Genomic DNA, 19,890 nt, shown 5'->3' with positions numbered 1-19,890 from the left:
GTCCATCGGCGCGTCGGTTCGTCCTGGGCCCCCGAGCCCCAGCCGGCCCGGCGGAGGCCCGGGACGAGGCGAGCGGCGTCCCCCGGATCACCCCGGGGCCGATCGCGCCGTAGAGTCCTTTGCAGTTGCGCTGCGCCGGCCCGGGGGCGAGACTTCGCTCCCGGATGCCGGACTCGTGAGAGGACCTGGACGAATCAGGCCAGTTCAGGCCGGGCGGCTCCCGGCTGGGGCCGGAGGACCGGAGCGTCGCTCATGGCGGGCCGGGAAGATGGGGATCTGCTCTTCGGCGTGGTTGCCCTCCAACTGGGGTTGGTCGACCGTGAGGCCGTGCTGGCGGCCATCGGCGCTCGGTCGAGGGAGGAGGGCCCATCGGTCGAGGAACAGCTGACCGGCCGGGGAGGGCTGGGTCCGGAGGACGCGGCGCTGGTGCGAGAGGTGGTCGCTCGGCTGGGGGAGCGGGGGGGGACGTTGCCGCTCCCGCCGGCCGGGGCGGCTCGTCGCAACGGGAACGGCAAGGGGGGCCGGTCGCGTTCCCTCCCGGCGGGGCCGGCGCTTGGGGAGACGATCGCCGACCCGGCGTTCGCCCGGGCGATTGGCCAGGGGACGGCGGGAGCCTCGCCCGCCGGGCTCTCTCCCCGGCCCGACTGCCGCGGCGGCGAGGGGGGGGACGATCCCTTCGCCACCGTCGCCGTCGCGCTGCCCGCCGTGGGGGCGGGGCCGGGTCTTGCGGAGCGGTTCCGGCCGATCCGGTTCCACGCCCGGGGGGGGCTGGGGGAGGTCTGGATCGCCCGGGACCGCGAGCTCAACCGCGAGGTCGCCCTCAAGCAGATCCGCGACCAGTTCGCCGACGACCGCCAGGGCCGCGCCCGGTTCGTGCTGGAGGCCGAGGTCACCGGGGGGCTGGAGCATCCCGGCATCGTGCCCGTCTACGGCCTGGGCACCCACCCCGACGGCCGGCCGTACTACGCCATGCGCCTGATCCGGGGGGAAAGCTACCAGGACGCCATCGACCGCTTCCACGCCGTCGAGGTCTCCGCCCGCAAGACCGGCCCCCGGGAGCTGGCCCTCCGCCAACTGCTCCGCCGCTTGCAGGACGTTTGCAACGCCCTGGCCTACGCGCACAGCCGGGGGGTGATCCACCGCGACATCAAGCCGAGCAACATCATGCTCGGCCCCTTCGGCGAGACGCTGCTGGTCGACTGGGGGCTGGCCAAGGCGATCGGCCGTGGTGAGGGGATCGACGCCTCGATTTCCGCCGGCGAGGAGACGCTTGCCCCCTGCTCCGGCAACAGCGTCGAGGAGACCGTCATGGGGCAGCGGCTGGGCACCCCCGCCTACATGGCCCCCGAGCAGGCCGCCGGCCGGCTCGACGAGGTCGGCGCGGCCAGCGACGTCTACAGCCTGGGGGCGACCCTCTACCACCTGCTCGCCGGCCGCCCCCCGTTCTCCGGCGACGACCTGGCCGGCCTGATGGCCCGCGTCGAGCGCGGCGAGTTCCCCCCTCCGCGGTGCGCCCAGCCCTGGGTCGACCGCGCCCTGGAGGCCGTCTGCCTCAAGGCCATGGCCCGGCGCCCCGAGGACCGCTACGGCTCGGCCCGAGCCCTGGCCGAGGACCTCGAGCGCTGGCTGGCCGACGAGCCCGTCCGCGCCTGGCGAGAGCCGAGGAGCCGGGCCGCCCGGCGCTGGGTGCTCCGGCATCAGGCGCTGGTGGCGGCGGTGCTGGTGGCCGTCGGTGCCCTGTTCCTCTTCGTCGAGGCGTACTTCACCGTGCGGCTCCAGGCCGCCCACGGCTGGGTCGAGGCGCTGGAGTCGGCCGAGATCCGCGCCGTTCCCGATCTGCTGATCGACCTCGGCGCCGACCGAGCCCTGGTCCGGGGCCGCCTCCGGGCGATGGCCGACCCGCCCCAGCCCGACCCCGAGCTGCGCCTCCGGGGCGCGTTGGCCCTGCTGCCCGACGAGCCGAGCCGGGCCGAGTTCCTCACCCGGTTCGTCGTCGAGCCCCAGGCGACCCCGGAGGACGTCCTGGTGATCCGCCAGGCCCTCGTCACCCACGGCCACGCCCACCAGGCCGCCGAGTGGATCGCCCGCATGCTGCCGCCCCCCGGCCAGCCGCTCGACGCCGCCTCGCTGCGCGCCTGCGGCATGATGGCCGGCCTGAACCCCAACTGGTCCGGCTGGCCCGACTACTTCGACGCCATCGCCGACGCCCTGACCCACGACGACCCGATCTGGATCAGCACCCGGGCCGAGGTCTTCGAGCCGATCGCCGACCGGCTCGCCGAGCCGCTGCGGCGCATCTACGCCGACCGCTCCGAGCCCGAGGCCCGCGGCCTGGCCTTCGCGCTGCTGATGGAGTCGGCCCTGCGGGAGCCCAACCCCAATCGCGACGAGGACTTCGCCGCCCTGGTCCCCGAGGCCGACCCCCTGCACGCCTCCCGGATCCTGCAGCAGATCCCCGAGCCCCAGGACCGTCGGCGGATGGTCGAGGCGCTGGTGCCGATGCTCGGGCTCCCCTCCCGGTTCGACGACGCCCGAGCCGAGCGTCAGGGTCGCGTCGCCGCGATGCTCGCCCGCATGGGGGCCGCCGAGCACGCCTGGCCGTTGCTGCGCTCGGCCGAGGACCCGGCGCTGCGGACCAAGCTGATCCACCAGCTGGCTCCCTTCGACGTCGACCCCACCGAGGTCGCCGACCGGCTGCTGGCCGAGCCCGACCCCTCGGCCCGCCGGGCCCTGGTCCTCGCCCTGGGGGAGTACCCGGAAAACGCCCTGGTCGAGCGCCGGCGCGAGGCGGTCGCCTCGACCCTCTTGCAGTGGTTCCGAGACGATCCCGACCCCGGCCTGCATGCGGCCATCGACTGGCTGCTCCGCCGCCGCTGGGGCCTCGGCGGCGCTCTGGACGCCCTCATGCGAGAGGTCGCCACCACGGATCCCGTCGCCGACCGGGACTGGTACGTCAGCCTGCACGGCAACATGACCTTCGTCGTCGTCCGGGGCCCCGCCTCCTTCCTCATGGGCTCCACCCCCCGCTCCGACCCCGAACGCTCCCCCGACGAGGTCGCCCACCCCCGCCGCATCGACCGCGGCTTCGCCATCGCCGACCGTGAAGTGACCGCCGCCGAGTTCGCCTCCTTCGTCCGCAACCACCCCGACATCCCCTCGCACCGCGACCCCTCGATGCGACGGGAGATCCCCACCAGCGACTGCCCCACCGGCGCCGTCACCTGGTACGAGGCCGCCCGCTTCTGCAACTGGGCCAGCGAGCTGGCGGGGATCCCCCAGGACCAGTGGTGCTACCCCGAGCCGATCGGCCCCGGCATGTCCCTGCCCGACGACCTGCTCGAGCGCACCGGCTACCGCCTGCCCACCGAGGCCGAGTGGGAGTACGCCTGCCGGGCCGGCTCCCTCACCAGCCGCCCCTTCGGCGGCTCCGAGCGCCGCCTCGGCGAGTATGCCTGGTCGATCGCCAACGCCGACCGCGTCATGCACCCGGTCGCCTCGCTGAAGCCCAACGACCTGGGCCTCTTCGACATGCTCGGCAACGCCTTCGAGTGGTGCCAGGACCCCTACCGCGAGTCTCCTCCCCTGGCCGACGGCGACGTGGTGCCCGACCGCCTGGAGCCCTCCCCCGTGGTCGACGACGAGCCCCGGGTCCTCCGGGGCGGCTCCTTCAGCGTCGCCGCTCCCGACCTCCGTTCCGCCGCCCGCACCTGGGACCGCCCCAACTCCACCTCCAACGGCTACGGCTTCCGCCTCGCCCGCACCCTGCCGCCCTCCCCTTGACGGCCCGTCGGGAGGGGGGCCGGCTGCGGACCTCCCCGCGCGTCCCCTCCAGGAGGCCGGGGGCGGTAGGACAAACCGGCGCCCAGGGACGGTGCCGCCGGGGAGGGGGGCCCGACCCTCCCCTCCAGGAGGGCCGGCGCGGCGACTCGACGAGCCCGCCGGGCCGCCGTGTCCAGACGCCCGACCCTCCTGCCCCTCGCTCGCCGGGACCGGCCGTTCGCCGATCGGTCTGGAATCGCGGCCGGCGATCCGATGGAATGGTTCCCTCGTAGGAAGGGGCGCGACCCGGCCCAGGGGCCCACGTCGCCGGGACGGGTCGTCCCGGGGGGCCGACCGTCCGGGGCCGGGCCGCGATGCATCGTCGAAGGAGCACCGCACTCATGTCGTTTTTGATCCGAGGCGCGCTGGCCGCGTCCTTGCTGGCATTCCCGGCCCTCGGCCTCCGCGCCGAGCCCCCGGCCGACCCCGAGACAACCTCGGACTCGCTCCGGTCGGGCATCGACCTGTCCCACGCCGACCCGTCCGTCCGCCCGCAGGATGACCTCTTCCGCCACGTCAACGGCTCGTGGCTGGACACGGCCGAGATCCCCGCCGACCGCGCCGTCGACGGCTCGTTCTACACCCTGCGCGACGAGGCCGAAGCCCACCTCCGCGCCATCATCGAACGCGCCGCCTCGGCCGACGCCGAGCCGGGCTCCGAGGCCCAGAAGGTCGGCGACCTCTTCGCCAGCTTCATGGACGAGCAGCGCATCGAGGCGCTCGGCCTCGACCCGATCCGAGATGAACTGGCGATGGTCGACGCGATTGGCTCGAAGGACGACTTCATCCGCGCCCTCGGCGAGCTGGGCCGACTGGGCGTGGACGGCCTCTTCGGCGGCTACGTCGACACCGACGCCAAGCAGTCCGACCGCTACGCCCTCAACCTGTTCCAGGGCGGCCTCGGCCTGCCCGACGAGTCGTACTACCGCGACGAGACGTTCGCCAAGGTCCGCGACGCCTACGTCGACCACATCGCCCGCATGTTCGAGCTGGCCGGCATCGCCGAGCCGAGGGCCAAGGCTGAGCAGGTCATGGAGCTGGAGACGACCCTCTCGCGGCACCACTGGGACCGCGTCCGCAGCCGAGACGCCACCCTGACCTACAACAAGAAGGACCTGGACGCCCTCGCCGAGCTTTCCCCCGGCTTCGACTGGCCCCGCTTCTTCGACTCCTACGGCGCCGGGGGCGTGACCGAGGTCATCGTCGCCCAGCCGAGCTACTTCGAGGCGATGGCCGGGCTCCTCGACGAGATCCCGCTCGACCGCTGGAAGACCTGGCTCTCCTGGAACGTCCTGAGCCGCTTCGCCCCCTACCTGAGCGCGCCGTTCGTCGCCGAGGACTTCTCGTTCTACGGCACCGTCCTCACCGGGGCCGAGGAGAACCGCCCCCGCTGGAAGCGAGGCGTGCAGGCCGTCGAGGTCGCCCTTGGCGAGGCCGTCGGCAAGCTCTACGTCGAGGAGCACTTCCCCCCCGAGGCCAAGGCCCGGATGCGGGAACTGGTCGCCAACCTCATCGAAGCCTACCGCCAGGGCATCTCCGGGCTCGACTGGATGGGAGAGGAAACCAAGCGGAAGGCCCTGGAGAAGCTCGCCACCTTCAACCCCAAGATCGGCTACCCCGACTCGTGGCGGGATTACTCCGCCCTGGAGATCCGGCCCGACGACCTGGTGGGCAACATGCAGCGCGCCACCGCCTTCGAGGTCGACCGCAACCTGGCGAAGCTCGGCTCGCCGGTCGACCGCGGCGAGTGGTTCATGACCCCGCAGACGGTTAACGCCTACTACAACCCGGGCATGAACGAGATCGTCTTCCCCGCCGCCATCCTCCGGCCGCCGTTCTTCAACATGGAGGCCGACGACGCCGTCAACTACGGCGCCATCGGCGCCGTGATCGGCCACGAGATCGGCCACGGCTTCGACGACCAGGGCTCGAAATATGACGGCGCCGGCAATATGAACAACTGGTGGACCGACGCCGACCGCGAGGAGTTCGAGGCCCGGGCCGAGAAGCTCATCGAGCAGTACAACGGCTTCTCCCCCGCGCAGCTTCCCGACCAGCACGTCAACGGCGCGCTGACGATCGGCGAGAACATCGGCGACCTCGGCGGCCTGACGATCGCCCACCGCGCCTACCGGCTGTCGCTTGGCGGCGAGGAGCCCCCGGTGATCGACGGCCTGACCGGCGACCAGCGCTTCTTCATGGGCTGGGCCCAGGTCTGGCGCACCAAGTACCGCGACGCCGAGCTCTCCCGACGACTCGCCACCGACCCCCACTCCCCCGCCGAGTTCCGCTGCAACGGCGTGCTCCGCAACATGCCCGAGTTCCACGAGGCCTTTGGCGTCAAGGAGGGGGACGCCCTCTACCTGCCTCCGGAGGAACGGGTCAAGATCTGGTGATCCGATTCACTCGCCGCCGGGCCGGATCCTTCCTCCGGATTCGGCCCGGAAGGCTCGGAGGGAGGGAAGGGAAAGACCGATTTTGGAAGACGGCCGAGACGATCGGCGGCGGTCCTGGCGGCCGATCGCGTCCCGGCGTCCGCCGCGGTAGCCCGGGAGACTCCCGCCGCCAGCCACGCAAGGGCGATCGTCAGCGCCGGGATCCCGGCCGCCCTCGCCATCGGCTGCGAGACGGTCCCCGCCAGGTACGCGACCCCGACCGGCCAGGCGATCCCCCTCGCCGATCTCCCCGAGCGGTCCAGCTCCCGCAGCGCGAGCACCACGCCCGGGATCACGACCGTCGCATCATAGGCCCCCAGGTGCGGCGCCAGCATCGGCAGCCAGGCCGAGGCCTGCGCCCAGGCCGATTCCCCCCGCTCCTGCCAACGCCGGCCGGCCCGCCACCACCCCGGCGCCAGCCAGGCCAGCCCCGCTAGCAGCAACGCCGCCGCCAGCCAGGTCGAGGCCGGTCCGAACCCGAGCAGCGCGCCGATCGCCGAGCGCAGGTCGATGTAGCTGGCCTGCGAGAATAGCTCCGGCCGGGTCGCTCGCAGCCGGGCCATCGTCGCCGCCGCCTCGAGGAACCCTCCCAGCCCCGCCGGCCCCGCTCCCTCCCAGCCGATCGCCCCCAGCCCGGCCGCCCCCGCCGCGAACCCGAGCAGCGACCGCCACCGGCCCGCGATCAGCAGCATCAGGAGCACGGGCCCCGCCAGCGTCGGCTTGTACGACATCAGCGCCAGCGCCGCCCCCGCCAGCACCGGCCGACGGCCCCGGTCGCAGGCCGCCGCCAGGGAGATCGCCAGCACCGGCAGCGCCGATTGCCCCCCGGAGAGCAGGATCAGCAGGCACGGATACCACGACAACGCCACGAGGGTCGCCGTCGTCCGGTCGATCCCCGCCCGCTCGGACCTCTTCCCCCACGCCAGACCGACCGCCAGCACCATCAGCGCCGCGTTCAGTCCCAGCCAGATCCCGAAGGCCGTCTTGTACGGCAGCCACGAGAGCGGCCGCACGGCCACCGCCATCCACGGCGCATACAGGTAGTAATCCGCCGTCTCCTCCGACAGCGTCGGGAACAGCTCCGCCCTCATCCGACGCTGTTCGTCGAGGTCGTAGAGCCTCTCCCCCCCGACGCGATCGAGCAGCGTTCCCGCCTGGTAATACACCACAAAGTCGCCGCCGAGGAACAGCCCGCCCACCCCGACGTGCTGCCAGACCCCGGCGAACTGCGAGAGCTGGACGATCGCGAACAGCACCAGCGTCGCCGATGCCACGAACCGGGCCCGCGGTCGGATCGGGTCCGCGGTTCTTCCCATCGTCGCGCTCCCCGAGCCTGCCCGCCGTTTCCCCGCAAGGCGCCTCCCCTTCCCGGGGCCGACTCCTCCCCCTCGGGAGCCTAGCTCACTTCGGCCGGCCGGGGTTCTCCCGGATTCCTCTGGAAGAGGTTTCGACGGGAGAAGGCGGGGCAGGGGTGTCGATCCCGGCCGTCCCCGAGATCCGATCGTCAGCCGGCCGAGCGATTCGGCCTCGGGCCTCCCGGCGGCGGGCCATTGGACGGGCGGGCGACGGTCGGTAGGATCGCGGCATCGGGGCGACCCCCGCCGAGGACGGACGATCGCCGGTCCGATCGGGTCGAGGCCGAGGCGAGGTCCCCAGAGGAGGCCGTCATGATCCGAGCCCTGACCGCCACGATCGCCTGCCTTGCGCTCGGGGCCTTCCCGGGCCGCGCCCAGGACTCCCCCGGCCTCGAGGTCGGCGCCGCGATGCGGATCATCACCCCCGACCCGCTGCTCCCCGTCTCCGGGGGGATGGGCGCCCCTCGGCCGGCGACCGAGAAGAAGGGGGAGCTGACCGCCCGAGCCGTCGTCTTCCAGAAGGGGGAGGAGGCCGTCGCCGTCGTCTCGCTCGACCTGCTCGGCTTTCCTTCCGTGCTCGGGGATCGGGTCCGGGCCCGGGTTGGCCGCATTCGGCCCGAGAACATCCTCATCGGGGCCACCCACACCCACAGCGCCCCGGACTGCTACGCCTTTCCCGACGGCCGGGGAGGCCACACGGCCGACCTCTCCTACCTCGACTCGGTCTGCGTCCTCGCCGCCGAGGCCCTCAACGAGGCCATCGACCGCCTCCAGCCCGCCCTCCTCCGCATCGCCACCGGCGAGGCGAGGGGCAAGATCGCCTTCAACTCCTACGCCCCCGACCTGTACGACCGCCGCATGAGCGTCATCCGAGCCGAGTCTCCCGGCGGCGAGGCGATCGCCACCATCGTCAACTACGCCGTCCACCCCGAGGTGCTCGGCAACGACCAGGGGATCCTCAGCCCCGACCTCGTCGGCCCGCTCTGCGACCGCATCGAATCCCAGGCCGGCGGCCTCGCCCTGTTCATGAACGGCGCCCAGGGGGGCATGGTCACGGCCGACAACCGCGACCTCGACCGCCCCCGAGACCCCCTCCGAGGCGACTGGGAGGGAATCTCCTCCTGGGACGAGTGCCTCCGCATCGGCCACCTGATGGCCGACGAGGCCGCCCGACTGCTGGCCGACGCCCCGGTTCAGGACGACCCGACGCTGGCCTGCGACTCGGAGGTCGTCCGCTTCCCGGTCGACTCCGATGACCTCTGGGCCGTCGTCCAGCATTCCCCCCTGGACTACCCCCGCAACGACGACCGCTCGGTGAACGCCCGGATCAACCTCGTTACCCTCGGAAACGCCCAGATCCTCACCATCCCCGGCGAGGCGCTGCCGAACCTCGGCTTCTATCTCAAGCGCAAGATGACCGGCACCCACAACCTCCTCTTCGGCCTCACCAACGACGCCTTCGGCTACATCCTCGCCGAGGTCGACTTCCGGAGCTTCCCCCGCTACGACTACATCAGCCGAGTCTCACTCGGCGAGCGGACCGGCACGATCCTGATCGACGCGGCCCGACGGCTGGTCGGGCGAGCCGCTCCGGCCGGATCAGACTCGGCTCCTGGGCCGGACAACCCGGCTCACTGAGGGGGATGACCGTGGGTCGGGACCGGCTGGAGCCGGTGAAGCAACCCCCTCAGGACACGCCTCCGGCGCCGGTCGGCCGGGTGCTCGATCGTGCCCGATCGCATGGGGATGCCCAGCACGCTGGAGTTCTTCAGGAAGGAGTCGGCCTCGATCGTGCCCGACTCCCAGACGATCTGGCCGCTGGGCAGGTCGCGGGCGAACATCGCCAGCCGGCTGACGCCGTACTGCTCGGACTTCTTCGCCAGCGCCACCTCGGGGATCACCAGCCCTCGAGCCCCGGCCACGGCGCCGACGACGCCGTTGCTCGGCATGCCCAGCAGGCAGGAGGCCGAGTCGGTGGCGTACACGGCGGCTCCCGCCTCGACAACGCAGATGGCCTCCTTCGGGTCGTCGACCAGCCTGACTCCCTGGCGGGCCATCGACTCCCGGATCCGGTAGACCATCCAGCCCTTGTCCACCCCCGAGAGGTTTGAGGTGTCGAGGTAGACCGGAGGGCCGACCAGCGGGGAGAAGTCGATGGCGCCGACGGCGTTGTCCCACGACTGGGAGAGCAGCAGTTGCTCGGTGGCGGTCCTCGGCGTGTCGGTCACTCGGATCGACCCGCAGCCGGTCCCGCCGACGATCGGTAGCAGCAGCACCAGCGCCGCGAGGGCCGCGGCGGCCCGCTTCGGCCCCCGCCCGGGGCGGTCGGACATCGTCGCACCTCCTGACCGACGATCGATCGGCCTCGCTCGGCCCGCCTCGCGTCCGCGTCCGCATCCTGCGGCGCATCGCCCGATGCCGGCGGGCCCGGCCTTCTCTTCCCCCGATTCTTCGGAACGCGCCCTCCCCCGCCCCCAGGCCCAAGGACGCCCCAACCTCGCCGCGTTCCGGTTGTGCCTATTGTGTGGGTTGCCACGGAGTCGCCCCGGCACCAATGCGGCGGGGAGCGGCCAGTGTTCCGGTCGTCCCCCTGGCGCGGATCGCCGCGGCCCTCTCGGTTCCGGGCTTCCCTCCGCTTCTCCTCCCTCTGGTTCTCTTCCCTCTGGTTCTCTTCCCTCTGGTTCTCTTCCCTCTGGTTCTCTTCCCTCTGGTTCTCTTCCCTCTGGTTCTCTTCCCTCTGGTTCTCTTCCCTCTGGTTCTCTTCCCTCCTGCGACTCCAGTCGAATTCCCCCCACCGATGTGGATCCCTCGCCACGCCGGAAGGCCCCAAGGCCCCCCTCCCGGACGCGCATCGCCTACAATCGGGAAAGACGCCCCGCACCCTCACCGACCGGGAGGAACGATCGATGACACGCATCGCCCCGCTGGCGGCCGCCGGCGCCCTCCTGCTGGCTGTTGTCCCCACGGCCTCGGCCCAGTTCCAGGCGAGGGTCGGCAACTCGGCCTGGAACTACGGCTACGGCTTCAACCGCGGGTACGCCGGCGCGAGCGTCGGCGCCTTCAACTACGGCTACGGTTTCGGCGGGCCCCGGGTTTTCGTGGGCACGCCGGCCCCGGCCGCCGTCGCCTCGCCCTACGCCGGCTACACGACCACCGGCTACACCGCCATCACTCCCCTGGGCGGCGTCGTCGCCGGGGCCCCCCCCACCACCTGGTACAGCTCCGGGTATTCCGGCGGCTTCGGCGCGCCCGGCACGATCATCCAGCAGAGCTACACCACCTATCCCCTCAACTCCTTCGGCGCCGGCGCCTCTGGCCTCTCCAGCCCGACCTACGGGATCGTCCCCGGCTATGGGGGCGGACTGAACCTCAATCGCGTCTTTGGCATGCCGTTGCGTTGACCGATCGGACGGCCGGGAGGCCGGTCGCCCCCGGCCTTGCCCGAGGGCTGGGACTGAGCGGACCGTTCTCCTCGGGGATCGCCTTCCTCGTCGCCGGGGGCGACGCGCCGCCCGGCCCCGCCGGCCTGGTCGAGCAGGATCTGATCGTCGCCGTCGACGGCCTCCCGGTCGCCGGCATCGACGACCTGCGGCGCTCGCTCTCCGAGGACCGCGTCGGTGTCCGGAGCCCGGTGCGCGTCTTGCCGCGGCCTTGCCTGCTGGAGGTCCAGCGCACTCCCGAGACGAGAACACCCCGGTCGAGGACCAGGCGCACCTCCGCGTCGCCAACGAGGCCGCCGCTGTCGCCGACTTCCGGGGCCTCGGCCGCCCCGGCCTTGTCCAGGAGGCGCCGGCCCGCCCTCGGGCCCGGTTCCCCTCCGCGCAAACGAACGCCCCCGCGGGCCGGTCTGGCTCGCGAGGGGCGTTTGTTTCCCGGGTGAAGTCGAGCGCCCGACGGCGGGAGAGGGCGGGCCCGGGGTGACAGGGGATCATCGAGGAACGAGCGGCCGGGCCCCCCGACGTCGAGGGGCCCGGCATCGATCACGCGGCGGCGTCAGTCGCCCAGGATCTTCGGCAGGTCGGCGAGAATGCGAGCGATGTCATCCTCGCCGAGCTCGCCAGCGGCGAACGCGTGCTTGGCTTCCAGCTCGGTGTAGCGCCACATTAGGACGGTGACTTCCGCGTCCTCGGCGATCTGGTAGGACGGCGGGCCTGCCGGATTCTCCAGCAGGGTCAGCGGCACGTTTTCAATGCCGCACTCGGTCGCCAGGCCGCGCAGCGCCTTGACGACCTCGGCCTCGCTGTCGGTGTCCGTCAGGCGGACAACGAAGGCCTTCAGGTCCGGATTCTTCTCGATCTGCTCGTCGACGGCCTTGACCAGACCGGTCAAGGGCCCGCTCGTCGTCCGCGTGAAAATGCAGACGACCGGGCTCGCGCCGTACGCTCAGCGATAACAGAGCTCTCGGCCCTGGTTCGGGCCGGTGACGTCGTAGACGTCGAAGGCATCCACGACCGTTCCGAGCTTCGGCCCGGAATCGAGCCCCTGGCCTGGTAGCACGGCCGCCGTCGCCGTTGCGGCGACGACCAGCCCGGCCAGCGCCAGGGTGTGTTTCGATCGCAATCTCATGGAAACGGACTCCTTCGGTCGAGGTCGAGGGCCTCCGCCCCCGCCGCTCGGTCGCTCGACTTCACGCATCATCCTCCGCCGCCGGTCCGCGATCGTCAAGCGCGGATCGCGCCGGCGCGCCGGACTCGCCGCGCGCCGCGCCGTCCGGGGCGGGGAGGACCGGTCCGGCCTCCTGGCCTTATCCGGAGTTGTCGGCGTTTTCCTCGCCCCAGACCTCCGCCTCGAACGCCAAGAGCATCACCTCGGGATCGTTCCGCCAGGAGCCGGGAGGCAGGCCCGCCTTGCGGCAGATGGCCTCCAGGAAGGCGAGCCGGTCGAACCCGTGGTGACCGGGCACCTGCGGCAGCAGCAGGCCCCGGGTCCGTCCCCGGACGATCATCAGGCCATGCCTTCCCAGCTCGATCCGATCCGGGGAGATCGGCCGAGGGGGGGTCAGGACGCTGATCTCGACCCGGAGCAGCCGCAGCTCGTCGGTCGAGACGGGCCGGAACCTCGGGTCGTCGGTCGCGGCGCCGATCGCCCCGGCCGCGACCGAGGCCACCAGGGGCCTCCGGGCCACCGCCTCCCCCCGGCAGCCGCGCAAGGCCCCGGAGTCCCGCCGCCGGAGCGTCACGAACGCCGCCCGAGGCCGGTCCAGCTCCGGCTTGCCGGTTGGCCCCGGCACCTCGACCACCCCGCCGCCGGCGACCGCGGCCGCCATCGCTCCCCTCGCCTCCTCCAGCAGCCGCAGGCGGGCCCACCGGGAGAGCGGCCCGACCGGGAGGCCCGGACCTGGGTCATTCATGCTCGCGCCGGGCTTGAATCGCTCCGATTCGCGTTCCATAGGCCGCATTCTACGCCGCCTCGCCCCCGCCGTCAGGGGCCGAGCGTCCGAAGCCCTCGGTCGGCATCGATCTTGCCCGCTCGCGGGGCGAGGCGGGGTGGGGCGGCCCGATCGGACTCCCCGCTCCCCTCCGCCTCGCCAGCGCACCTTACCGCGAGAGGCGACCATGAGGAGCAACGTGATCGTACCAGTTGCCTTCGGTCTTGGCCTGGCCGCCGCGCTGGCGCTGCCGACGCCGACGCCGCCTCCCGCCCCGGCCCCGCAGGATCGGGAATCGTCCGGGAGGGGATCCCCCGACCGGCCTGCCGAGACCATTGGCGGGAGGGGGATCGGGCCGGTCCCCCCCGGGCGGGCCCCTTGACGGAGGAGGGCCCCGCCCGGGATCCTCGACCCGGGATCGATCGATCTCCGGCCCGGCCGGCCTCCGGTTGCCGGCCGACGCCCCGCCGCTTCCCCCTCGGCCGATGCCCCGCCGCCATGCCCCGAGCCTCCATCTACTGGACCGACGCCGGCCGCCGGGCCGTCCGGGACTGGTACGACGACCGCCTTGCCCGCTTCCCTGTGCCTGTTCGGTCCCGGATGGTCGACTCGGCGTTCGGCCCGACGCACGCCCTCGAGGCGGGCCCGGCCGACGCGCCTCCGGTCGTCGTGCTCCACGGGCTGGACCTGAACGCCGCCGCGATGGCCGGCCTGATCGCTCCGCTGTCGGAGACGCGCCGGGTGCTGGCGATCGACACGATCGGCGACCCGGGCCTCAGCGCCGAGGTCCGTCCCCGGCGGCGGGGCCCCTTCTATGCCGACTGGCTGGCCGGGGTGCTCGACGGCCTCGGCCTAACCGGGCCGGTCGATCTTGTTGGCTTCTCCTTCGGCGGCTGGATGATGCTCAAGCTGGCCGCCGAGCGGCCGGATCGGGTGGGTCGGCTGGCGATCATTGGCGGCGCCGGGCTCTCCTGGCTTCGGTTCCGGGGTCAGCTCGTGATGGCGGGGGCGATGCTCCGCCACGCGGCGGTCGGGACCGACCGCAGCCTGAGGGCCGCCGTCCGCCCTCTCTACGGCCCCGGGCTGGAGCCGGATCCGGACATCGCCCGGCTGCTCGGGCTGGCCTTCCGCCACGTCATCCCGGATCCGACGCTGGCCTGTCTGCGCCCCTTCCGCCCGGGGAGGTTCGACCGCCTCGACGCCCCCGCCTTCGTCTGCTGCGGCGAGCGCGACGTCTTCTTCGACGCCCGAGCCCTGCTCGGCGGCGCCCGACGGCTGCTGCCCGGCCTGGTGGCCGCCGAGCCGCTCCCCGGCGAGGGCCACATCCCGAGTCCGGGGCAGATGCCCGCCCTGGCCGACCGGATCCGATCCGTCCTCGACGCCCCGGCCCGCGCTTCGGAGTGATGTCGGCCGGCCGGTCGTGCCGATGAGAACGGCAACGCGGATCGTCCGGCCCGGTCGCGCCCCTGCGCCGATCGGGAGCGAACCATTCAGGAGGGTGCGGAACATGGCACGGGGCGCCAGCAGGACCAGAAAGGCCCGGCCGGGCCTGGAGCCGATGGAGGGCCGCCGCCTGCTCGCCGGCGACCTCGCCCTCGTGGCCGGCTCGGCCGTCGACGCGACCGACCCGGCCCTGCCGCCGGTCGCCGCCGAGCAGGCCGGGGTCGAGGCCCAGAGCGGCATCCACATGATGGAGGCCCCCCAGGCCGCCTCCCCGACCCCGCCTCCGGTGAAGAACTTCCGGTACGTCGGCCCCCGAGGCGTGCGGGTGGCGGTCAACCTCGTCGGCCCGGGGACCCTGGCCGGCACCCGGGTCCGGGACGACGGGGCGCTGGAGCTGGTCTACGACGACACCGGCCCGAGCACCCAGATCCTCTCCCACGCCACCGGCTACGCTCCCCTGGCGTTCGTCAAGGATGCCGACGTCCCGCTCGACGCCCAGGCCGGCAGCGGCGCCAACCAGGTCGGCCTGGCCGGGCTGCGGGCCTTCAACCTGATCGACGGCGGCACGATCAACCTCATCGGCGGCGTCCGCAAGCTGAAGCTCAACAACGTCGGCCGCAACACCCAGGTCTTCCTCCGCGAGCTGCCCGAGGTCGCCGCCGCCCGGGCCGCCCAGACCGGCCGCGACCTGACCCTCCAGGAGGACCAGCAGGGCGGCATCTCGCTGGTGCTCACCGACGGGAACTTCTTCCCCGTCTTCACCGTCACCGGCACCGAGGACACCGGCCCGCCGCCGGGCATCCGCGTCGAGGTCAACCGCATCCTCGCCGACCCGATCGACCCCCAGACGGTCGTCGACCCCCAGATCTACGGCTACGATCCCGTCGCCGGCCAGCTCCTCCGCTTTGACGTCAAGAGCGGCGCCGTCCTGCAGTCGATCGATGTCCCCAGCATCGCCGACTCCGCCGGCGTGGCCCTGGCCGACGCCGGCAACAGCCGGCTGGTCGTGCTCGTCGGCCAGGCCAACCTCGTCCGGGCCTACGACGCCGTCGACGGCAGCTTCGTCGGCGCCTTCACCACCGACACCCTCGCCAGCATCGACTCGGTCGACGGCATCGGCACCACCGACTACCGCACCATTCTGGTCGACGCCTCCGCCACCGGCCCCGGCGTGGCCCAGGGGATCAACGTCGCCGCCAGCCTGATAACCGGGGCCGCCGTCCCGACGACGGCCCCCTTCGTCCCCACCCGAGACTTCGATTTCCTCGGCGGCGCCACCGGCAACCCCGGCTTCGACCCGCTGGTCGTCCTCGGCCGGGGCTTCTTCGACCAGTACCAGCCGGACACCGAGATCCTCGGCGGCATGGAGATCAACACCACCCAGGCCCGGCTCACCGAGCTGGCCCGGGTCGGCGCCCCCGGCCTGCCGCCGGCCCCCCCTCCCGGCAGCGACGAGGCCCTGGGCAGCGTCGATCAGCTCGTCGCCCGGGTCGTCGGGGTCGTGGACGGCAAGAACGTCGTCAACCTGGTCAACCGCAACACGCTCCAGGGCGGGGCCACCGTTTCGCTCAACTACCCCAACCGCCTGGCCGGCCTCTCCGAGTCGTTCCGCCCGCAGCTCCGCGGATCGGCCGTCTTCGACATCCAGGGCGACACCCAGGCCTTCCTCGCCAACGACGCCCGGGGCCTGGTCCTGAACAACCTCGGCACCCTCTACCTGCTGGGCCTCGGCCGAGCCCGAGACTCCTTCGTCGCCGGCTACCCCGTCGCCCACGTCTTCATCGGCGCCCGGCAGAACGTCCGCATCATCTCCTCGGCCATCCGGGGAGGGACCGGCGTCCGCAACGACATCGAGCTGATCCCCAACCTGCCGCCCATCGGCCCCATCTTCATTCCCTGACCCCCTCCTCGACCCCCCGGGCCGATCCGGTCCCCCCCGGATCGGCCTCGCTTCCCCCCGAGCCGGCCGCCGGACCCCCGTCCGGCGGCCGGCTCGTCGTCCTTCCAAGACGTCCCCCCGCCCGCCTTCCCCTCTCCGCTCGCGCTGCCCCCCCCTCGCTCTCCGTCTGGAGAATCCTCCTCCCGATCCTCCCCGATTTCAGTTTCCCTCACCGCCGGCCGATGGTATACATGTGTTCTGAATCGGTTGGCCGTCTCGAGCGCGGCCTGCCGGCCCCCGGATCCGGGAGGCATCATCCCGGATTTGAGCCACCCTTCCCTTCCCCCGGCCCTTCGGCCGATTCCGGAGTCCCGATCATGTCGCACCGCCTCCTGCTGATCCTGGCCCCCGCCGCGTTGTGGATCGCCCTGGCCCCCGCCCGCGCGGAAGGGCCTGCCGCCGGGGCGACGCCGGCCGAGGGGCTCGACGGCCCCGCCGCGTTCGAGCGGATGAAGACCCTCGTCGGCACCTGGGAGCAGCGCGAGGGGGAGGAGGCCTTTGTCATCACCTACCAGCTCATCGCCTCCGGCAGCGCCCTGGTCGAGACCTACGGCCCCGGCACTCCCCACGAGATGATCTCGGTCTACCACCTCGACGGCGACGACCTCCGCGCCACCCACTACTGCGCCATCGGCAACCAGCCCCGCCTGCTCCTCGACCGGGAGGCCTCCTCCCCCGACACCCTCGTCTTCTCCTTCGACGGCGGCTCCAACCTCGATCCCGCCACCGACATGCACATGCACGAGGGCCGCTTCCTCCTCCACGACGCCGACCACATCACCAGCTCCTGGACCGCCTACAGGGACGGCCAGCCCGCCGGCACCCACGACTTCACGCTGACCCGTCGGAAGGACTGATGCGGGCCGGCGTTCCCGACGAGGCCGGCTCTCGCGTTTTGGCCCGTGTGACTCGAGAGACGACGACGCACCGTCTCGGCGCGGAACGAAGCCAGTTCGGGGATGGCCGTCTGCCGCTGACCTGGAGGTTGACGGTTCCGACCGGGACGAAAAGCCTCGGGGCTCGGGCACAACAAACCAAACAGAGAACACAAGAGAAACCAATCAGGATACACGAGAGATCAGAGGACACGGAGTTCCGCCAGCCCGGCCGGGGCTTCCGAAGCGAGGGGGGAGCGCCGCCCCAACTCCAGGAACCGATCGTCCCTGCGGTGCTCCCCCCGATGCTTGACCGGCCCAGTCCCGCTCCGTAGCGTGATCGGTCTCGGCCCGGTGGTGCCTCGCCGACGCCGCCCCGGGCCCCCTCGAGCGTTCCCGACCCCGGCCCGCTCCCCCCGGTCTTCCGGCGTCGTGCCGCGGCGATTCGGGCCTTCCGCCTTCCGTCATCCGCCTTCCGTCATCCCGGAGCCCTCCTCATGCTCTCCCTCGCCCTTTCCGCCCTGCTGATCCCCCCCGTCCCGCCCTCGTCCGGCGTGGTGAAGCCGGGGGAGACCCTGGAGGTGCTCTGGTCCGAGGGGGAGTTCACCGAGGGGGCCGTTCGGGCTCCCGACGGCGCCATCCTGTTCTCGGACATCGGCAACCGCATCCTGCGGTTCGACCCCGAGACGGGGGCCGTGACCGTCTTCCGCTCCCCCAGCGGGCGCTCCAACGGCCTGATCGTCACCCCCGACGGCCTTCTCATCGCCGCCGAGGGAGCCAACACCGGCGGCAACCGCCGGGTGTCGATCACCGAGGCCGACGGCACGGTTCGCACCCTGGCCGATTCCTTCCAGGGGAAGCGTTTCAACAGCCCGAACGACGTCGCCCTCGACCGCCAGGGGCGCGTTTATGTCTCCGACCCCCGCTACGTCGGCGACGAGCTCCGGGAGCTCGACACCGAGTCCGTCTACCGGATCGACCCCGACGGCACCGTCACCCGGCTGGAGACGACCGCGAAGAAGCCCAACGGCCTGGTCGTCAGCCCCGACGGCACCACCCTGTACGTCTCCGACAACGGCCCCGAGCGCAAGGTCCTGCTCCGGCTGGACCTCGACCCCGCCACCGGCGCCGTCTCCAATCCGAGGGTCATCAAGGACTTCGGCACCGGCCGAGGCATCGACGGCATGACGATCACCACCGACGGCCTGGTCGTCGCCACCGCCGGCGCCGGCCCGCTCGGCGGCGTTTACGTCTACCAGCCGGACGGCACCCCGGTCGACTTCATCGCCGTCCCCGAGAACCCCACCAACGTCGAGTTCGCCGGCCCCGACGACTCCACGCTCTACATCACCGCCGGCGTCTCCCTCTACCGGATCGAAACCACCCTGACCGGCTACCGACCCGGGACGGAGACCGAGTGACCGGATCGCGGCTCCAGACCAAACGATCCCCTCGGCTCGATCCGATGCCCCTCGGCTTGCCCAGGGGGAACGGTCGGAGACGATGGGGTTCGGTCCGTGTCCGGCCCGGTCTTCCCGATGCTCGGGAGGGAAGACTCCCGGGAGCAAATCGCACCCTGCGGACCATTCTTCCAGTTCCGAATCATCGTGTGGTCAGAGCAGGCTCGGCCGGAGCTGGTTGCTCCCGACGCCGCGTCCCCGCCACGTTCACGCCGCTTCCGATGATGAGATCCAGGTCGTAGGCCCGATCATACAGCCGCCCCGCCTTCAAGGGGCGGAGGTCGACGAGGTCCTCGAACCCCTCCTCCTCGAACCAGCGGCGCAGCTCCGGCAGGGTGTGGTGCGACTGGTAGCGGGGAGCATACCAGTCGAAGTTGTCGCAGACGCGGAGGGTCCAGTCGGGATGGTTCGAGAAGTTGAACACCTTGTTGAGCGTCGTGTTCACCACCGGAACGCCGCCGAGCACGCCGAGGCCGACGCTGATCGACTCCAGGAGGCGGGGGGGCATCCGCGTCGTGGCGGCTCGGAGGGCGGTGTTGAGCCACTCCTGAGGAGGGGTGTTGCGGCGATAGAGCCACACCGCCAGCCGGCCGCCGGGCCGCACGCGGCGGGCGATCTCGGCGAAGGCGAGGCGAGGGTCGGGGCTGTGGTGGAGCACTCCGATGGAGAAGACGAGGTCGAAGGCCCCCTCGGCGATCGGCAGGTCGAGTAGGTCGGCCTGGACGATGGCGACATCGGGGAACCGGGCGGTCAGCGCGGCGGCCTTGTCGACGGCGTCGGACAGATCCACGCCGATCACCTTCGCCCCGAACCGGCCGAGCAGCCGGGCGTACCGGCCTCCTCCGCAGCCGGCGTCGAGGACGAGCTGGCCGGCGAGGTCGCGGGGGTGGACGCCCGTCTTGGCCAGGAAGACGGCCTCGTCCTCCTGGTCCCGGGCCACGTCGAAGCGGTTCCACTGCCGGCCGAAGCTGGCGACGTAGGCCTCTCCCGCCAGGCGGGGGACGCCTCCGGCGATCGGGAACGAGGCGCAGCCGCCGGTGCAGCGCAGGGCGGAATCCCCCTCGGGGGCGGGTTCGAGCCGACCCCGGCAGGTCGGGCATCGGAGCAGGGCGAGCAGTTCGGGGTTCATGCCCCCAGTATAATCGACCGGCGATCGCCGCCCGAGCGGCCCGGACACCCTCTTCCCGAACCGAGGG

At 72.3% G+C, this 19,890-nt stretch carries 14 protein-coding genes; 8 read left to right on the top strand and 6 right to left on the bottom strand.

The window, feature by feature from the left end:
• Nucleotides 1–252 precede the first annotated feature (252 nt).
• Both TsocGM_RS06015 and TsocGM_RS06010 read left to right on the top strand, forming a co-directional pair.
• Nucleotides 253–3,780 (top strand): bifunctional serine/threonine-protein kinase/formylglycine-generating enzyme family protein, encoded by a 3,528-nt coding sequence (locus TsocGM_RS06015; RefSeq protein WP_126724396.1) that lies wholly within the window; start codon nt 253–255, stop codon nt 3,778–3,780.
• 380 nt (nt 3,781–4,160) lie between these two features.
• A complete protein-coding gene (locus TsocGM_RS06010; protein WP_126724395.1) occupies nt 4,161–6,215 on the top strand; it encodes a M13 family metallopeptidase in 2,055 nt (684 codons plus the stop codon).
• Here TsocGM_RS06010 and TsocGM_RS06005 read toward each other — a convergent pair.
• On the bottom strand, nt 6,179–7,570 hold the full coding sequence (locus tag TsocGM_RS06005) for a glycosyltransferase family 87 protein (protein WP_126724394.1): 1,392 nt from the start codon (nt 7,568–7,570) through the stop codon (nt 6,179–6,181). The genes TsocGM_RS06010 and TsocGM_RS06005 overlap by 37 nt on opposite strands.
• A gap of 351 nt (nt 7,571–7,921) precedes the next feature.
• Between TsocGM_RS06005 and TsocGM_RS06000 the strand changes: the two genes are divergently transcribed.
• Nucleotides 7,922–9,247: a hypothetical protein gene (locus TsocGM_RS06000; protein ID WP_233578416.1), complete on the top strand. Its 1,326-nt coding sequence runs from the start codon at nt 7,922–7,924 to the stop codon at nt 9,245–9,247.
• Here the strand turns inward: TsocGM_RS06000 and TsocGM_RS25855 are convergent.
• Nucleotides 9,241–9,942: a DUF6655 family protein gene (locus TsocGM_RS25855; protein WP_158633399.1), complete on the bottom strand. Its 702-nt coding sequence runs from the start codon at nt 9,940–9,942 to the stop codon at nt 9,241–9,243. The genes TsocGM_RS06000 and TsocGM_RS25855 overlap by 7 nt on opposite strands.
• Before the next feature lie 573 nt (nt 9,943–10,515).
• Here TsocGM_RS25855 and TsocGM_RS05990 point away from each other — a divergent pair.
• Complete coding sequence (locus TsocGM_RS05990) at nt 10,516–11,010, top strand: hypothetical protein (protein ID WP_126724393.1); 495 nt, start codon at nt 10,516–10,518, stop codon at nt 11,008–11,010.
• Nucleotides 11,011–11,602: 592 nt separating this feature from the next.
• Here the strand turns inward: TsocGM_RS05990 and TsocGM_RS05985 are convergent.
• The 3 genes from TsocGM_RS05985 to amrA form a co-directional block, all read right to left on the bottom strand.
• Nucleotides 11,603–11,938, bottom strand: coding sequence for a hypothetical protein (locus TsocGM_RS05985; protein WP_126724392.1), 336 nt, complete (start codon nt 11,936–11,938; stop codon nt 11,603–11,605).
• Nucleotides 11,939–11,992: 54 nt separating this feature from the next.
• Entirely contained in the window at nt 11,993–12,175 is a 183-nt protein-coding gene (locus tag TsocGM_RS05980) for a hypothetical protein (RefSeq protein ID WP_126724391.1), read from the bottom strand.
• Nucleotides 12,176–12,353: 178 nt separating this feature from the next.
• Complete coding sequence (gene amrA, locus TsocGM_RS25850) at nt 12,354–12,998, bottom strand: AmmeMemoRadiSam system protein A (protein ID WP_233578414.1); 645 nt, start codon at nt 12,996–12,998, stop codon at nt 12,354–12,356.
• Nucleotides 12,999–13,475: 477 nt separating this feature from the next.
• On the opposite strand from amrA, the gene TsocGM_RS05970 reads away from it, so the two are divergent.
• From TsocGM_RS05970 to TsocGM_RS05955, 4 genes are all read left to right on the top strand, one after another.
• Entirely contained in the window at nt 13,476–14,381 is a 906-nt protein-coding gene (locus TsocGM_RS05970) for an alpha/beta fold hydrolase (RefSeq protein WP_126724389.1), read from the top strand.
• A 103-nt stretch (nt 14,382–14,484) separates the two neighbouring features.
• The gene (locus TsocGM_RS05965) at nt 14,485–16,320 is read left to right on the top strand and encodes a hypothetical protein (protein ID WP_126724388.1); all 1,836 of its coding nucleotides are present in this window, start codon (nt 14,485–14,487) and stop codon (nt 16,318–16,320) included.
• Nucleotides 16,321–16,676: 356 nt separating this feature from the next.
• Nucleotides 16,677–17,216, top strand: a complete 540-nt coding sequence (locus TsocGM_RS05960; RefSeq protein ID WP_126724387.1) for a hypothetical protein — start codon at nt 16,677–16,679, stop codon at nt 17,214–17,216.
• Nucleotides 17,217–17,731: 515 nt separating this feature from the next.
• A complete protein-coding gene (locus TsocGM_RS05955) occupies nt 17,732–18,655 on the top strand; it encodes an SMP-30/gluconolactonase/LRE family protein (protein WP_126724386.1) in 924 nt (307 codons plus the stop codon).
• Nucleotides 18,656–18,836: 181 nt separating this feature from the next.
• Here TsocGM_RS05955 and TsocGM_RS05950 read toward each other — a convergent pair whose 3' ends face one another.
• Nucleotides 18,837–19,823 (bottom strand): methyltransferase domain-containing protein, encoded by a 987-nt coding sequence (locus TsocGM_RS05950; RefSeq protein WP_126724385.1) that lies wholly within the window; start codon nt 19,821–19,823, stop codon nt 18,837–18,839.
• Nucleotides 19,824–19,890: the final 67 nt, after the last annotated feature.

The organism is Tautonia sociabilis (assembly GCF_003977685.1).
Taxonomy (GTDB): Bacteria; Planctomycetota; Planctomycetia; order Isosphaerales; family Isosphaeraceae; genus Tautonia; species Tautonia sociabilis.
The sequence above is the reverse complement of the archived record's forward strand: the minus strand, read 5'-3'. Positions and strand labels throughout refer to the sequence as shown.

Coding starts and splice junctions, on each gene's coding strand:
- TsocGM_RS05955 (WP_126724386.1), top strand. CDS start 17,732: ATGCTCTCCCTCGCCCTTTCCGCCCTGCTGATCCCCCCCGTCCCGCCC.
- TsocGM_RS06010 (WP_126724395.1), top strand. CDS start 4,161: ATGTCGTTTTTGATCCGAGGCGCGCTGGCCGCGTCCTTGCTGGCATTC.
- TsocGM_RS05960 (WP_126724387.1), top strand. CDS start 16,677: ATGTCGCACCGCCTCCTGCTGATCCTGGCCCCCGCCGCGTTGTGGATC.
- TsocGM_RS05950 (WP_126724385.1), bottom strand. CDS start 19,823: ATGAACCCCGAACTGCTCGCCCTGCTCCGATGCCCGACCTGCCGGGGT.
- TsocGM_RS05990 (WP_126724393.1), top strand. CDS start 10,516: ATGACACGCATCGCCCCGCTGGCGGCCGCCGGCGCCCTCCTGCTGGCT.
- TsocGM_RS05965 (WP_126724388.1), top strand. CDS start 14,485: ATGGCACGGGGCGCCAGCAGGACCAGAAAGGCCCGGCCGGGCCTGGAG.
- TsocGM_RS05970 (WP_126724389.1), top strand. CDS start 13,476: ATGCCCCGAGCCTCCATCTACTGGACCGACGCCGGCCGCCGGGCCGTC.
- TsocGM_RS25855 (WP_158633399.1), bottom strand. CDS start 9,942: ATGTCCGACCGCCCCGGGCGGGGGCCGAAGCGGGCCGCCGCGGCCCTC.
- amrA (WP_233578414.1), bottom strand. CDS start 12,998: ATGGAACGCGAATCGGAGCGATTCAAGCCCGGCGCGAGCATGAATGAC.
- TsocGM_RS06015 (WP_126724396.1), top strand. CDS start 253: ATGGCGGGCCGGGAAGATGGGGATCTGCTCTTCGGCGTGGTTGCCCTC.
- TsocGM_RS06000 (WP_233578416.1), top strand. CDS start 7,922: ATGATCCGAGCCCTGACCGCCACGATCGCCTGCCTTGCGCTCGGGGCC.
- TsocGM_RS05980 (WP_126724391.1), bottom strand. CDS start 12,175: ATGAGATTGCGATCGAAACACACCCTGGCGCTGGCCGGGCTGGTCGTC.
- TsocGM_RS06005 (WP_126724394.1), bottom strand. CDS start 7,570: ATGGGAAGAACCGCGGACCCGATCCGACCGCGGGCCCGGTTCGTGGCA.